The organism is Desulfosporosinus sp. Tol-M2, assembly GCF_059735615.1.
The window spans coordinates 1-14,724 of the sequence record NZ_JCAIJG010000120.1; the positions used below are offsets into that span (position 1 = coordinate 1).

Here is a 14,724-nt window from a genome sequence, read left to right on the forward strand (position 1 = left end):
ACCAACCAAGACGAGTTTATCGGTTCCTTTATTCTTTTCCACTATTTCATGAGCAATACGAGTTACCGCCCTGCGAACCTCATCCGCATCTAAAATTTTACTTTTAAACGTACCCGCTTCCACAGTTCACTAACTCCTTTCACCCGGGGATTATCCCCGGATCTGAAGATTTGGAAAGAAAAAACTGTCTGAACAGCAGACAGTCCTCCCTCGCTTCCGTCTGCCTTCCCAAGCCTCTCAGGACTTCATTAAAGGCCGTAACACTTGTAGTTTAGTTTACTTCACAATCAACTGAAAGTCAATGAAATAAATGGAAATGAAATTAAACGAATCTCATGACTATTTCTTTGAAAAGGAAAACGTTTACACTTCTTAAATAATCGGCTATAATACGAATATATTTAATATTAGCCGGAAGGTGGCTGTGAAATGTCTTATATAAAACGCGATATGGAAAAGATAGTCGTTGAACTTACAGAGCAATATCCTGCAATTTTAATTTCAGGGCCTAGACAGGTTGGAAAAACAACAATGCTTCAAAATCTAATGGAGGGAAAAAATAGAACCTATGTATCTCTTGATGATTTGAATATTCGAGCCTTGGCAAAGTCTGACCCGGCTATGTTTTTTCAAATATATAAAACACCAATTTTCATTGATGAGGTTCAGTATGCTCCCGAGCTTTTCACATACATTAAAGTAATGGTAGATAAAAATCATCAACCTGGTGAATTTTGGTTGACGGGTTCGCAGATATTTAAGTTAATGCAGGGGGTTCAAGAATCACTCGCTGGGCGCGTTGCTGTGCTTAATCTCTCGTCGCTCTCTCAAAATGAAATATATAATTCCTGTAGCAATGTCCCATTTACTACAGATTTTGAAGCACTATGTGATAGGCAAAAAGCGATTAAAGCTGCAACCACTCCAGAAATTTATAAACGAATATTTATAGGGGGTATGCCAGCAATAGTTAGTGGCAAGTACAAGGATAGCAATATTTTTTATATGAGTTATTTAAGCACCTATTTAGTACGTGATGTTAAAGAACTCTCGGGATCAATTGAATCTTTAAAGTTTATGAAGTTTATTACCGCTGTAGCGTGTCGTACCAGTCAAATGGTTAACTATGCGGATATCGCACGAGATGCTGACATAAAACAAGTTACAGCAAAGAACTGGTTGTCGATTTTAGAAACGTTAGGAATCATATTCTATCTACATCCATATTCTAATAATATCCTGAAAAGAGCAATTAAGACACCAAAGCTGTATTTTTACGACACAGGTCTTTGTACCTACCTTACAAAATGGAGTAGTCCGGAAACACTTGAAAGCGGCGCAATGAATGGTGCTGTGCTAGAAAATTATGTGGTCGGTGAAATATTCAAAAGCTACAATAACTCAGCAAAAACTCCATTCATATATTATTACCGTGATAAGGATATGAAGGAGATAGATTTAATAATTGAAGCTGATGGAAGGCTATCCCCAATCGAAATTAAAAAAACTGCATCACCGGCATCACAACTAACCAATGTATTCAAAACGCTGGATAGAGCAAATATCGAACGTGGAAATGGCGCCGTACTTTGCCTGAAGGAAGAACTAATGGCATTTGATAGTCAAAATTATATCATTCCAATTAGTCTTATATAATGGTAAACTAAAGTTTTGCACCCACTAAATTCATCAATACCACCCCCAACGAACACTATCGCCGTAGGATGCTAAGAAACTTCCTCCCTCAATTTTTCAAGGAGGGTCGCAAACTCTATAGGCTCAGGGGCATCGAACTCCAGCCATTGCCCGCTGCGCGGATGCTCAAATCCCAAATGTGCGGCATGCAGCATTTGCCCATGCAGCCCATACCTATTTTGTTTCGGTCCATACAAGGGGTCCCCCAGAACCGGATGCTTAACATAGACCATATGCACACGGATCTGATGTGTGCGACCTGTTTCTAAACGCACTTCAAGATAGGTAGTCTCCCTAAAGCGTTCTAATACCGTATAATGCGTCACTGCCGGTTTCGAATGCTGCATTACCACGGCCATCCTCTTTCGGTTCGAGGGGTCTCGCCCGATAGGCGCGTCGACCGTGCCGGAAGTTTCTAATACTATCCCCTGTACCAGCACTCGATATTTCCGAGCCATGGTATGCGCTTTAAGTTGAGCGGCCAGCCCGTGGTGAGCAAGATCATTCTTAGCCACCACCAAAATCCCCGATGTATCTTTATCAATGCGATGCACGATTCCCGGACGTAATACCCCGTTGATACCAGAAAGATTTTGACAGTGATATAATAAAGCATTAACCATGGTTCCCGTCCATGCCCCCGGAGCCGGGTGAACCACCATTCCCTGACGCTTATTCACAATCAAAACATCTTCATCCTCATACAGGATATCGAGTGGGATATTTTCCGGGTCGGTCGCGGATTCACGCAGAGTGGGGATCTCCACTTCAATTTTATCACCCTGGCGAACCTTATAATTTGCTTTTTTGGGGAAACCGTTAACTTTTACGCACTCTTGCGCGATGAGTCCCTGAACGAAAGACCTGCTCTTTCCCAGAACATCAGTCACCCCAACGTCAAGACGAATCCCTTCCTCAAGTTCGAAAGTTTCCAATTTAACCGATTGTGCAGCGGATTTATTAAATACTTTTTCCACACTCATACCCCGTTTTATTTTTCATAATTCCTTCATTTTACTCAGTTATCCAGGTCCTCTTCTATCTTTTCCGATTTCTTCTGGGCCTTCTCTTCCCGGTATAAGAGAAACATGAGTAAACCCACCGCTAAGACAATCATACTATCGGCAAAATTGAAAACGTATGACCAAATTTGAAAATCCAAATAATCCACCACACGTCCGATGACTAGGCGGTCATACAGGTTTCCAAGTGCTCCGCCGCCGATCATCCCAATCGCCAGACGCGTAAGCATCTCACTGCGCGGAATACGAAACTGGCCATAAATCACTCCTACTATAACTAAAAGCGCGGCAACAACAAAAATCCAGGTCTGACCGGCCATCAAGCCAAACGCCGCACCTGGATTTAAAACAAATGTTAAGTGGAATACTTTGGGGATAACTATCAGCGTTTCGCCCGGAATAAAGTTCGTTTGAATCAAGAACTTTAAAAAGCGGTCAATAATCCATACCCCGATCATGATAAGCCAAACCAGCAATCTTCTAACCCCCCTGTTTTCCTCATCTTAACACAGGGCTTCAAGCGGGGCAAACTATCCGTAAACGGAAAGGGAAGAGGTTTCTGAACAAAACAAACTCCCCATAATAAGTCATCAGGTGTGTATTTCTTATGCTCACTTATATATTGCTAAAAGCGTTCGTAAAATCCTTTTCAATATCATATATATTTTCATACACTAATTCCAGCCCCAGCAATTTCTTTAAAAACAATTCTTGTTCAGCTGTTAATAATAATTCTTTATACCATGGTATTTTTTTATAGCTTAATATTTTTTTTTGTTCTTGAAATGAAGAATATAGTAAATACAATAGAAAATCACCCAAATAAGAAAAATCCAAGTCATATAAGTATCTACTGTTATCTGCAAATCTCGCTAAGCCAAAATCAATAAGGTACACTTCTCCATTATTAATCAATATATTTGGAATTCTGATATCTCTGTGAACAATACCATTTTCATGCAGATATTTTATTATTCTAATAAGTTGAATGCCTATGTTGAAATACTCTTCACCAGAAAATTGGTATTTATGCTTAAAAAGTAATTCTTTTACAGTACATCCATCCTTATATTCCAAAACAAACCCATAAAAGTCTTTTTGATTAATAACACCTAAAAATTCAGGGATTCGATGATCCTTAAGCTTTGATAAAATTACTGCTTCATACATGCCCTTCTTTGAATTTGAATTCTTATTAAAAAAGGTTGATCTGAATTTCTTAATGACAACCTTTTGACCTATGTCTAAACTCGCAAGGAAACACACCCCATATCTGCCTTCGCCAATCAGGCTATCAATCGTATATGAGTCGATTTTTTTACCGGAATATTTTTTTGAATTTTTAAACCACATATTTACACGTTTATTTTAGTGCCGCATTTGAGACAAAACTTTGCCCCAGAAGGTAATTTTTCTCCACAATTCAAGCAAAATAATATCTCGTTAACCTTTTCACCACATTCCAGACAAAATTTTGAACCAGCCGGAATACTCGAATTGCACTTACCACAAATTATTGCGTTTTGGTTTGCTACGGGTTTCTGAATAGGAGCATTGTGGTATCGATTTCCATAGCTCTTAGACCTGCTTCTTGAATCGACAATGTTTAATAAGTTACCTAAAAAGCCTTTCTTTTGATAGTGACGACTCCCGTGATGTCCACTTTTATAATGGTTCTCTTTCGACGACCTTGATTTAAAGCTCATACTTGATACCTCATTTCCTTTATTATTTTATTCGGAACATCCACGATTTTCATGCCTGAAACATTTCCTGCCCCACTGGTTATAAAAATCCTGCTGCCTATTTAGGCCCAGCCCCACGTACTTAAGTATAAGTTCTGCTTAGTTTGTACTGTAGATTTATATGCAGGGCAAAATATGATGGTTAATTTTAACATTAATTATAGGACAAATCAATCCTCACATTAACGGTGCAAATACCCTTAATAGAGACCTTATTAAAGCTTTAGGCCAGGGAATCTTCTTTAAATCTTCCAAAGTAATTTCCCGGCTTACCTCAACAGTCTCTTGAAAATCTCTTTTTATATCTAAAATGCAGCTGCATCGGTACAACCATATCGCGCATTCAAAATGAAGGTAAAGGCTTCTGTAGTCCATGTTTATCGTTCCTACTATACCAAATTCGTCATCCACAACGAAAGTCTTGGAATGAATAAATCCCGGCACATATTCATATACCTTTACCCCACTCTCAACAAGGATATGATAGTAAGATCTGGATACCGTGTGCACAAACCATCTATCCGCATGATGCGGTGTAATGATGCGCACATCAACACCTCCTTTTGCAGCTAAACAAAGCGCCGTTACCATTTCATTGTTTAAGATCAGATAAGGTGTCGTGATATAGATATAATTTTTGGCCTTGTTAATTAAATTGAGATAAACTCCTTCACCTACCGGCTCGTCATCCAGAGGGCTATCTCCAAAGGGTTGCACATATCCATCACTGCAGTTCATAGGTTCAGATCCATTTAAGTTACGAAAAAGCTCTGTATTTTCCTCCGTTCCCTTGATATTATCCCATACAGAGAGAAACATGACAGTCAGGCTCCAAACAGCCTGGCCTTTGAGCATGATTGAAGCATCCTTCCAATATCCATACTTATTAACAACATTGATATATTCATCAGCAAGGTTAATCCCGCCGGTAAATCCTGTATGCCCGTCTATTATTGCAATTTTTCTATGATCCCTATTGTTCAGCCTTGAGGACAAGATTGGACTCAAAGGGTTAAAAACACCACATTTAATGCCCATATTCTCAAGGTTTCGACAATAGTTATATGGAAGTTTATTCAGACAGCCCACATCATCATAAATTACACGCACATCCACTCCACATGATGCTTTATCTTGCAATATTTCCAGGATACTATTCCACATTAAGCCCTCTTCGATAATAAAATATTCCAGAAATATGAAATTTTCAGCTTTAATAAGTTCTTCTTTTAATCTTTGAAATTTGGATTCACCGCTTGGCAGATATACCGCATAGTAATTTAGATAAGGCGGATAATAAGAATATTTTTGTATATATCTTGCCTGATTTCCTGCATTGTCGTTTTGAATCTGGATTGATTTTAAAATTCCAGGCATAGTAATCAATGAATTAATGGTTTTATGCGTGATAGACCTCATCCTTTTTTTCATCATTCTTCCTGTTTTTTTACCGCCTAAGAAAAGATAGCTTAATCCTCCAAAAACTGGGAATAGCATTATAGCAATTATCCAGGCGATTTTATAGGCAGGATTGCTGTTATTATTTAAAATCCATAAAACAGCAATAATACTGATCAGAATGCTAATACTATAAAATACTATAAAATATTGGTAAAACCAGATGATGAAACCAATGATAAACAAGAGTTGAACCGCGAGGGCAGTAGCAATCAGGATTGTTCTGGACGCCTCTATATTATTAGCAGGTTTCACGCTATAATACCTTCTCTCTACAGGCATTGTTTTTTTGCCTGCTTTTCATAATGTTTATAGAGTGCGTGAAATTTACCTGTATATGCTTTTTGCCAGGGTTTTTTCTTACCGCAAAAATGCAAAATAACAGTAAAGGTTACTAAAATGTCCACAGCTCTTCCTCTGTTTCTAAGAATTTATTGAACCCATTTCCCTTGTCCCGCTTCACTTTCGGTTTCAATAGTTTCAATGTATTGAACAGCTCCTATCACTTCATCCGCATCTTCATAAACGTCACTTGGATCCTCGACATCTCGATTTGTCCCCAGATCCTGGGCCGAGTCTGAGGTCCCATAGCGAGCAACCGCTTGCCAAGAGTCTTCGCCATCAAACTCTACCTGATCCGTGCCGTCATTAAAGGTCCGGGAAAATGGGCGATTCAGAAGTTCGTTCTCGACCGGCACGCGATGAAGGGAATGTTGCTCTTCCATTTCCTCCTCGCGGCTGCATTCTGCACAGACAGTAGTATAGGGCAGGGCCTCAAGTCGTTCCAACGGAATATCATGACCGCAATGTTCACACCTTCCATACTCACCTTGGTCAAAGCGTTCCAAGGCAACGTCAATCGCTTCAACTCTATGGGTCAGACGGTCATATTGGGCAATATCTCGAGAGCGCTGATAAACCTCAGTTGCAATGTCAGCCGGATGATTATCGATAAGCGACAATTCACCCAAGGACTCCCGCATATCTTCATTAAGAAGCTCTGAAGCGGTTTGTATGGCATCCGCTCTCTCTTCGCGAAGCGTTTTGATCAGTTGAGCATAACATGTTTGATCTTTCATACTCTACCTCCTATCCTAATCTAAGCTTGATGAACGAACTTAACTTAATTCTGCAATAAACCCTCCGATTAAACAACAAATTAACGCAAATAATATCCTACCCAGACTAGCATCGCACTTTTGCATCATAGACGCAAACAGTCCTAAAAAGTCTCCCCCGTAGGACCAAGCCAGAGGAAGTTCTTAGCTTAGCGAGCACGGAGAGAGGAGTCGCGGTTACGATAAAGATTCAACCATCCCCCGAATTGCGTCCCAAGCCCTGTCGACCCAAGCCAGAGGAAGTGTCTTAACTTAGAGAGCATGGAGAGAGGAATCGCGTCAATGAGTGCAGGTGATGAAGCGTAAAGAACCGCAACGGTTCACATGCAGGAAACCCAAAGGTTTTGCGGTTTAGCGAATCACCAAAACGAATAGCGATGGAACGTATGTGAACGGGTTAAGACACTTCCTCCTATGGCTGCTGAACGTACTTACTTAGTTCTGCAATAAATCCTCCGATTACCGGCAAATTAAGGACAACTATACGTTTTAACAAGAAATAAGCAACTCCTGCGAGGAGTCCGGCTCCTAACGCTGTTCCCAATCCTCGCGCAAGACCGACCAGGAAATTGAAACAGAGAAGGCGTCCAGGGCAATTCAAATAGGCGATATAATCTGCCAATCTCATTTTTTCTAAAGTCTCCGCCAATAATGCAACCTGATGTCTTAATCCGGCTAACTCCTGAACGTTCACGGGAGCAGCTGCTTCTGTATTCGCTGAGAGTAACACTGTTGATTCAGTTTCTTTATCCGAACTGGTCACAATATTCACCTCACGTTAAATTTCAGTCTTCCCATCATCTGCAATAATTACACTGCAATTCAAATTTGGATATGAGACGTACCAATGGCATGCGTAATGGAAGTGGTAAGATAAAAACGGGACACCTCTTCAGCATCCCGTAAATTGTTGAGATTACCTTTAACATCGTCTAAAGCGGTGTTAATTGTATCTTTTGGGTTTATGGTGAACCAATTGCCTAGCTCAAACTTTTGACCACCGCACTGCAACGCGGGCAAATCGTCGGATGTTCTTGATTCTTTCCGACATCGTCATGAAACATCCAGCAGCGTTCGCACTTTTTCCCTTTGGCCGGTTGCACAAGAATTCCTAAGCCCTCGTGAACCTCAGCAAGGTACACGCCTTCCGGCCTTTCTTCGCCGGGTTTATGCACGTTTAAGTCGGAGACAATAAAAATTTCGGCGAGATTAGGAACTTGTTTCAAGAACTCATACTGAACTTCCGTTGGATAAAGATCAACGTGAGCGGTTAACGGATGATTAATCAACTTCTCCTGGCGCGCCTTTTCCAACACTCTGGCAACATCCGTCCGCAACTCTAAGATCTGATCCCATTCATCGGCAATCTTCTCGTCCATCCATCCGGAGTTCACTTTGGGCATTTCCGCCATTTGAACATTTTCAAGTTTCTTATCGCCAGGGACATATAGCCAGATTTCTTCCGTCATGAAGGTCAAGATCGGTGCCAGGAGACGAACCAAGGCATCCAGAACTTCGTATAAAACCGTTTGGGCAGAACGACGCAGGAGGGATGTTTTCCCTTCCACATAGAGTCGGTCTTTGACAATATCCAGATAAATGGCGCTCAACTCGACAGTACAGAAATTATGAATCGTGTGGTAAACCCAGTGGAATTCATAAGTCTCATATCCAAGCAGCACGCGTTCAACCACTTTTGAGAGTTTATGCAAGGCCCACCGATCAATTTTCTGAAGCTCCTGATAAGCCACTTTATCCTTTGCCGGATCGAAATCATTGAGGTTACTCAACAGGAAGCGAAGGGTGTTGCGAATCTTTCGATAAGCTTCGGACATTTGCTTCATAATGCGCGGGGAAGCGGCGACATCATTCTTGTAATCCGCTGAGCTAACCCAGAGACGTAAAATATCTGCACCCAGTTCTTTAACGACCTTGAGCGGATCAACCCCATTACCAAGCGATTTAGACATCTTTCGCCCTTGCTCATCAACGACGAAGCCGTGGGTTAATACATTACGGTAAGGAGCCTGACCAAACGCAGCCACCGATGTCGACAAAGAGGAATTGAACCAACCTCTGTGCTGATCAGACCCTTCTAAGTAGAGATCTGCCGGCCAGGACAAGTTACCCTGTTGCTTCAATACGCCGGCGTGGCTGGTGCCGGAATCAAACCAGACGTCCATGATATCCGTCTCCTGGCGGAATTTCGTCCCGCCGCAGGAACACGCAATCCCTTCCGGCAACAGTTCCTCAGCAGAATGGGCAAACCAGGCATCTGAACCTTCCTGCCGAAAGACTTCCTGAACCTTAGCAATCGTTTGGTTATTCATCAATACTTTCCCACAATCCATACAGTAAAAGATTGGAATCGGGACCCCCCAGGTCCTTTGTCGTGAAATACACCAGTCTCCCCGCTCGGCAATCATGTTATAGATCCGGTCTCTTCCCCAGGCAGGAATCCACCGAACCTTCTCTATCTCATCCAATGCTGCCTGACGGAAGCCACTGATAGAGGCAAACCATTGTTCGGTCGCCCGGTAAATGATCGGTCTCTTACAACGCCAACAATGAGGGTAACTATGTTCGATCGTTTCCTCAAGCACCAAATCTCCGCTTCTCTTTAAATCCTCGACAATCAAAGGATTTACTTTTCCCGTTTTCAGGCCGGCGTATGCCCCACCCTCCGATGTGAATTTTCCTTGATGATCAACCGGACAAAACACGGGCAGACCATATTTTTTCCCGATCAAAAAGTCATCTTCCCCATGACCAGGCGCCGTATGAACGCATCCGGTACCTGCTTCTAAAGTAACATGTTCTCCGCAGATCAGCACGGAGTCACGGTCCATCAATGGATTTATGCAAATTACCCCTTCCATTTCCTTGCCGGAGAGAGTCTTTTCAACCGGAAGTTCCAGCTTCCACAGCGAGCGCAAGGCCTCAAGCATACCCTCCGCAACGACCCACCGTTCTTGCCGGGCGGTGACAACAGCATATGTAAACTCCGGGTGTACGCTGATCGCAAGGTTAGCCGGAAGCGTCCAGGGCGTTGTCGTCCAAATGATCACATAGGTGTTCTCTTTTGTAAGTACGTTCAAACCATTCCGCACCGCAAATTTGACATAAATAGCCGAGTCGGGTTTATCCGCATATTCAATTTCCGCCTCAGCAAGTGCCGTTTCACAAGTTGCACACCAGTAGACCGGCTTTAACCCTTTAAAGATATACCCTTTATCAGCCATGTCGCCAAAAACTCCGATTTGCGCTGCTTCATACTCTTTTTGCATGGTCAGGTAAGGATGGTCCCAATCTCCGCGAACTCCAAGGCGCTTAAACTGCTCGCGCTGAATCCCAACATATTTTTCCGCATATTCTTTACATTTCTCACGGAATTCCAGCGTCGACACAGCATGTCGGTTCACGCCCAACTTCTTGATCACTTGTATTTCAATGGGAAGCCCATGGGTGTCCCATCCTGGGATATAGGGCGCATCAAAACCCATCATAGTCTTATATTTGACCACAATATCTTTCAAAACCTTATTGATTGCATGCCCAAGGTGAATATCCCCGTTAGCATACGGAGGACCATCATGAAGAATAAATTTTGGCCGTTCAGCACGTGCATTTTGCACCTTTTTGTAAATATTGTCTTCTTCCCAGGTTTTGAGGATTTCCGGTTCCTTTTGGGGAAGATTCCCACGCATTGGAAAATCGGTTTCCGGTAAATTGAGAGTATTTCGATAATCCACAGATACTTCCTCCTTAATTGCGATGCGCGAACTTCGAATTTCGAACCTTTGAAATGACGAAAAACTCGCCCCTCCTAAAAAGGGACGAGATCACCCGCGGTACCACCCTTGTCGCCCAATAAAGCCACTCGGAAGCCTGTTAACGGAGACAAACCGAAAGAACTTACTCAGACTTCAGCTCTTCACTCCAAGGGGATTTTCTCCGTCTCGCCTCACGGGCTCACACCGTTCCCGCTCGCTGTTGGGGTTACCTGACAGAGACTGTCCTTATCAACGTGTTCTATAAATTCCCTATTTTTTATCGTTTGATTTTTCCTTCGAGAGAACTTTCCGCAAAATGGTGACAAGTTTTGCTTGACCTTCCGATTCAATCGGATCCACCATCCACAGACATAGAAAGGAAATTTTTTGACTCTTCCATCCCTGAACGAAGGGATCCATCTGTTCCTTAGATAAGTATAAATGCGTTGAATCCTGAGTCGAATCCTGAGGGGGCGTTAAACTGACGACTACTCCGCGTTGCTCAATTTCATCCATGGCCTGAAAGGCACGATCAAGTAAATCATCACTCCCGGTCATCAAAACATCCCCGGGACGAAAATTATGGCTCACTTCGGCGAAACCAACACTCAAAATTTTTATATCCCTTTGATTTGATTGCAAATCGTTAATGGAAGGTAAGAGCTGGATTTCTTGTCCCCCAACTTTCCCAACGTAGGACTGATTCTCATCCTGATGCAACCCTAACCCTTGAATGAGAAAGTCAGGAGCTAGCTCACTAATTAATATATTATTCATACATTCCAATCCTTCTCCTTCAAAGTTGTCCAATAATTATTTTATCACGCAACAAGGCTGATTCGCAACCTCTGGGACCTGAGCATTTTAAGCAATGCCATCATCTGGTTCCTGCAATTTTTCTAAATCCAGATGAGCAAGCAGAAAAGACTTGAGTTGTGTCCGTAATAGATCCCGTCTCCTCGAAAGTCCCTGAATTTCTTCTTTAATGTCATCCAGTATCACCTGAGTTTCAGACACTTTGCTTAACTTATCCTGTTCAGCTTCCCTCAGCATAAGAGCGGCCTCATGGCGTGCAGTCTTCTTAACTTCTTCGGCAGTTTGCTGCGCCAAAACCAGGGTCTGTTGCAAGGTATTTTCGAGTTGGCGATAGTGGCTAATTTCTGCTTCCAACCCTTTTGTCTTTTCGAGCAATTCGAAATTCTCCGTATATGCGGATTCAAATTCCTGATATACGGTTTCGAGAAACTTTTCCACTTCTCCACATTGATAACCTCGGAACCCTTTGCGAAATGTTTTATTTCGAATATCAAGAGGAGTCATCTGCATAAAAATTTCCCCCTAATGCCATCGTTACCGGGAAAGCACGATTCATTCTAGAAAAATGGTCTCACGATCCAAATTTGTATCAGGCTGAGCACAATGATTGCGATGATGGGGGAAAAATCTATCAACATTGCTCTGCCGATTTGAAAACGTCGAAACGGCTTAAGAAGTGGGTCTGTCACATCATAAAGAAGCAAAATTAGTTTATTGGACTTTATTTGAGGTAGGAAGGAAAGAAACGCTCGAATCAAAATCGCGAAAATGAGAATTGTGATCACTTTATCAATAACTTGTGCAATTAGAGAAATCAACTCAGAACCCCCCCTACTTCTGCCAGAATAATCCCTTGTCTCTTAGTTCTTCTCGCATCTCACCAGAAATATCGATGTTAGTAGGCACAAACAAGAAGATCCCATTCCCGACTTTTTTCATATTGCCATTTAAAGCATATGTTGTCCCACTAATAAAATCTACAATGCGTTTAGCTAACGTTTTTTCAGTATTTTCGAGATTAACAATAACCGGTCGGCGATTTTTCAGCTGATCGGCAATGTTTTGCGCTTCTTCAAAAGAACTTGGTTCCATCACAACCACACGTATTTGCTTTTGAGAATGAATACTAACGACCTGGGCGTTTTTGCGACTGGGGCGCACCTCCTCCTGTGCTATTTTTTCTCTTTCATTTTCTTCGAGGATGTCTTCTTCTGGTTCGTTCTCTGAAAATCCCATAATCCCGATCACTTTGTCAAATAAATTCGCCATTTATCTAACTTCCTCTCTTCCTGGATTTACTACATACTTTAGTTGTACTTTTGCCTGGCGCCGAAAATCTGACGTCCTACACGGACAAGAGTTGCCCCTTCTTCAATAGCCATTTCGAAATCTCCACTCATCCCCATCGAAAGCTCACGCAAATCAACTCCCGGCCTTTTTTTGGATTGTAAAGTATCCCTTAGGATCCTTAGCTGACGAAAAAATCCTCGCGTTTCCGCCGCACTGGCATTTAACGACCCGATGGTCATTAATCCCTGAACTTGGACATGTGGATAATCCCCAATGGAATATAAAAAGTCTGGGACTTCCTCTGGCGTGAGTCCCGCCTTTGCAGTGTCCCGAGCGATATTGACTTGAATAAGTGTTGTCCAAATTATACCACATTGTTCCCCTTTGGCGTTAAGGGTCTTTAATAAAGAAAATCGGTCAAGTGAATGAATCATAGCAATGGATTGATCCAAGTACTTCACTTTGTTGGTCTGGAGACTTCCCACCAGGTGCCATTCGCAATCGTTCTTAAGGAAAGGAGCTTTCTCCAACCATTCCTGAACACGATTTTCTGCAAATCTACGTTGTCCGACGCGATAAGCCTCCTCCAGAGCTGAAACGGGCTGGGTTTTAGACACGGCCAATAAACGGATGGTTCCCGGGTCCCGATTACTTCGAACTGCCGCTTGGTCTATCCGTTGACGAACCTCGACTAAGCTTTGCTCAATACCCGCATTTGTCAACATAAGCATATCCCCTTCTGCAATAAATTCTACGTCCCTTCGTCGTTTCCTGCTTATGAGACCCAAACCTAAATATTTTTTACATCAGCTACTAACCCTTCCAGTCCGTTACGGGGCGTTACCACGATGGGGATACCGCTCGTCAAATTTTCAATGCAGGCATGCGTGTCATCTTGATCGAGAACTATAACTTCCTTAAAATGCACAACTCCCTCCTTCCAAAGAAAGACTCCAAGTTCCTCTCCCTGCGTCCACAGTGCGCTCTTGGGAACGAGAACCCCACTGGTTGGCGATTGGTAGACCCAAGTAACATCTTGACGCCTTTTGGTCGCTGAGCCATCGATATAATGAGGAAACATTACGACTACTCCCATAGGGTTCTCTGATTTACGCAATATTTTTGCATTGACTGTTTGCTCTCCCACAATTAAACGTATCGTCTTTCCGACCGTGAGTCCTTCGATACTGGTCATTTCGAGGAATGCCCGAGTCGGAATAAGGTTATTTACGATTTTACCCACAAATTCCCCCGCTTGAACGTTTGCTCCTGAAATTTTAACGTTAGCTGTCTGGCCCAATAATCTAGCCAAATCCATGGAAGTTAAGTTTTCAGCAGTTATGATGGTTTCCAGACCATCGGTTTGGTGAAAAAACAGTCCCCCCATCGCTGCCAGAATAGTTTGGCTCTGCGCACTCTCCGATTTTGTTCCAGCAGCAGCACCTTCGGGTTGAAGGATTCCCACAACCTCCCCTCGCCTGAAGCGCTGTCCATCTTCGCCCATGAATTGAACACTACAGGAGAACGGAGCAGATATTGGCAGTTCCTGATTCGCAAATGTTGCCGCAACTTTACGCTCATGAGTAATCGTTCCGGTTTGGGCTCTCTCAAATTTAATATTACCAGAAGTAAAATTAGTGAAAATAAACCAAAAGGTTCCTCCGATTAAAACTATAGACAGAATGCCCCAAAACCAATAAATTAGTTTTCTTCTATTCCCCGCCATGGCACCCTCCAGTTCGATGTTCGATGTTCGAAATTCGATGTCCATTGTTCGGACCATATTCTATGTTTTGGATGTTGGTTG

Annotated in this window: 15 protein-coding genes, 1 pseudogene and 1 other annotated feature; of the genes and pseudogenes, 1 reads left to right on the top strand and 15 read right to left on the bottom strand. The window is 42.5% G+C overall.

Translation table 11 applies throughout. From position 1 onward, the window contains the following. Positions 1–123: pseudogene (locus tag AC6I5A_RS09190) on the bottom strand (bifunctional pyr operon transcriptional regulator/uracil phosphoribosyltransferase); the annotation flags it as partial. Positions 124–429: 306 nt separating this feature from the next. Here AC6I5A_RS09190 and AC6I5A_RS09195 point away from each other — a divergent pair. Next, complete coding sequence (locus AC6I5A_RS09195; RefSeq protein ID WP_034614781.1) at positions 430–1,656, top strand: ATP-binding protein; 1,227 nt, start codon at positions 430–432, stop codon at positions 1,654–1,656. Between the two features lie 71 nt (positions 1,657–1,727). Here the strand turns inward: AC6I5A_RS09195 and AC6I5A_RS09200 are convergent, their stop codons facing one another. The 14 genes from AC6I5A_RS09200 to AC6I5A_RS09265 all read right to left on the bottom strand — a co-directional run bounded on the left by AC6I5A_RS09200 (position 1,728) and on the right by AC6I5A_RS09265 (position 14,643). Continuing rightward, positions 1,728–2,678, bottom strand: coding sequence for an RluA family pseudouridine synthase (locus tag AC6I5A_RS09200; RefSeq protein ID WP_052167997.1), 951 nt, complete (start codon positions 2,676–2,678; stop codon positions 1,728–1,730). Between the two features lie 35 nt (positions 2,679–2,713). Further along, positions 2,714–3,193 (bottom strand): signal peptidase II, encoded by a 480-nt coding sequence (lspA, locus tag AC6I5A_RS09205; RefSeq protein WP_034614784.1) that lies wholly within the window; start codon positions 3,191–3,193, stop codon positions 2,714–2,716. A gap of 139 nt (positions 3,194–3,332) precedes the next feature. Next, positions 3,333–4,070, bottom strand: coding sequence for a protein kinase family protein (locus AC6I5A_RS09210; protein ID WP_034614787.1), 738 nt, complete (start codon positions 4,068–4,070; stop codon positions 3,333–3,335). 2 nt (positions 4,071–4,072) lie between these two features. Then, the gene (locus AC6I5A_RS09215) at positions 4,073–4,423 is read right to left on the bottom strand and encodes a zinc ribbon domain-containing protein (RefSeq protein ID WP_034614790.1); all 351 of its coding nucleotides are present in this window, start codon (positions 4,421–4,423) and stop codon (positions 4,073–4,075) included. Positions 4,424–4,639: 216 nt separating this feature from the next. Next, a complete protein-coding gene (cls, locus tag AC6I5A_RS09220) occupies positions 4,640–6,202 on the bottom strand; it encodes a cardiolipin synthase (RefSeq protein WP_052167998.1) in 1,563 nt (520 codons plus the stop codon). A gap of 149 nt (positions 6,203–6,351) precedes the next feature. After that, positions 6,352–6,999: a TraR/DksA C4-type zinc finger protein gene (locus AC6I5A_RS09225; RefSeq protein WP_034614794.1), complete on the bottom strand. Its 648-nt coding sequence runs from the start codon at positions 6,997–6,999 to the stop codon at positions 6,352–6,354. Between the two features lie 451 nt (positions 7,000–7,450). Then, entirely contained in the window at positions 7,451–7,768 is a 318-nt protein-coding gene (locus AC6I5A_RS09230) for a DUF5665 domain-containing protein (RefSeq protein WP_497900630.1), read from the bottom strand. A 250-nt stretch (positions 7,769–8,018) separates the two neighbouring features. Beyond that, entirely contained in the window at positions 8,019–10,790 is a 2,772-nt protein-coding gene (gene ileS, locus AC6I5A_RS09235; RefSeq protein ID WP_034614796.1) for an isoleucine--tRNA ligase, read from the bottom strand. Positions 10,791–10,867: 77 nt separating this feature from the next. Next, positions 10,868–11,073 (bottom strand) — a binding site (T-box leader). 8 nt (positions 11,074–11,081) lie between these two features. Beyond that, the gene (locus AC6I5A_RS09240) at positions 11,082–11,588 is read right to left on the bottom strand and encodes a hypothetical protein (RefSeq protein WP_034614799.1); all 507 of its coding nucleotides are present in this window, start codon (positions 11,586–11,588) and stop codon (positions 11,082–11,084) included. A gap of 87 nt (positions 11,589–11,675) precedes the next feature. Beyond that, positions 11,676–12,137: a DivIVA domain-containing protein gene (locus AC6I5A_RS09245; protein ID WP_034614800.1), complete on the bottom strand. Its 462-nt coding sequence runs from the start codon at positions 12,135–12,137 to the stop codon at positions 11,676–11,678. A 47-nt stretch (positions 12,138–12,184) separates the two neighbouring features. Next, entirely contained in the window at positions 12,185–12,445 is a 261-nt protein-coding gene (locus tag AC6I5A_RS09250) for a YggT family protein (RefSeq protein WP_034614803.1), read from the bottom strand. Between the two features lie 13 nt (positions 12,446–12,458). Beyond that, positions 12,459–12,896 (bottom strand): cell division protein SepF, encoded by a 438-nt coding sequence (locus AC6I5A_RS09255; RefSeq protein ID WP_034614805.1) that lies wholly within the window; start codon positions 12,894–12,896, stop codon positions 12,459–12,461. A 38-nt stretch (positions 12,897–12,934) separates the two neighbouring features. Beyond that, positions 12,935–13,642 (bottom strand): YggS family pyridoxal phosphate-dependent enzyme, encoded by a 708-nt coding sequence (locus tag AC6I5A_RS09260; protein ID WP_034614808.1) that lies wholly within the window; start codon positions 13,640–13,642, stop codon positions 12,935–12,937. Positions 13,643–13,707: 65 nt separating this feature from the next. Continuing rightward, positions 13,708–14,643: a biotin/lipoyl attachment domain-containing protein gene (locus AC6I5A_RS09265; protein WP_034614811.1), complete on the bottom strand. Its 936-nt coding sequence runs from the start codon at positions 14,641–14,643 to the stop codon at positions 13,708–13,710. Positions 14,644–14,724 lie beyond the last annotated feature (81 nt).

Excerpts from the sequence above, each read along its gene's own strand:
- AC6I5A_RS09195 (WP_034614781.1), top strand. The coding sequence starts at position 430 with ATGTCTTATATAAAACGCGATATGGAAAAGATAGTCGTTGAACTTACA.
- AC6I5A_RS09200 (WP_052167997.1), bottom strand. The coding sequence starts at position 2,678 with ATGAGTGTGGAAAAAGTATTTAATAAATCCGCTGCACAATCGGTTAAA.
- AC6I5A_RS09210 (WP_034614787.1), bottom strand. The coding sequence starts at position 4,070 with ATGTGGTTTAAAAATTCAAAAAAATATTCCGGTAAAAAAATCGACTCA.
- AC6I5A_RS09215 (WP_034614790.1), bottom strand. The coding sequence starts at position 4,423 with ATGAGCTTTAAATCAAGGTCGTCGAAAGAGAACCATTATAAAAGTGGA.
- cls (WP_052167998.1), bottom strand. The coding sequence starts at position 6,202 with ATGCCTGTAGAGAGAAGGTATTATAGCGTGAAACCTGCTAATAATATA.
- AC6I5A_RS09225 (WP_034614794.1), bottom strand. The coding sequence starts at position 6,999 with ATGAAAGATCAAACATGTTATGCTCAACTGATCAAAACGCTTCGCGAA.
- AC6I5A_RS09240 (WP_034614799.1), bottom strand. The coding sequence starts at position 11,588 with ATGAATAATATATTAATTAGTGAGCTAGCTCCTGACTTTCTCATTCAA.
- AC6I5A_RS09245 (WP_034614800.1), bottom strand. The coding sequence starts at position 12,137 with ATGCAGATGACTCCTCTTGATATTCGAAATAAAACATTTCGCAAAGGG.
- AC6I5A_RS09255 (WP_034614805.1), bottom strand. The coding sequence starts at position 12,896 with ATGGCGAATTTATTTGACAAAGTGATCGGGATTATGGGATTTTCAGAG.
- AC6I5A_RS09260 (WP_034614808.1), bottom strand. The coding sequence starts at position 13,642 with ATGTTGACAAATGCGGGTATTGAGCAAAGCTTAGTCGAGGTTCGTCAA.
- AC6I5A_RS09265 (WP_034614811.1), bottom strand. The coding sequence starts at position 14,643 with ATGGCGGGGAATAGAAGAAAACTAATTTATTGGTTTTGGGGCATTCTG.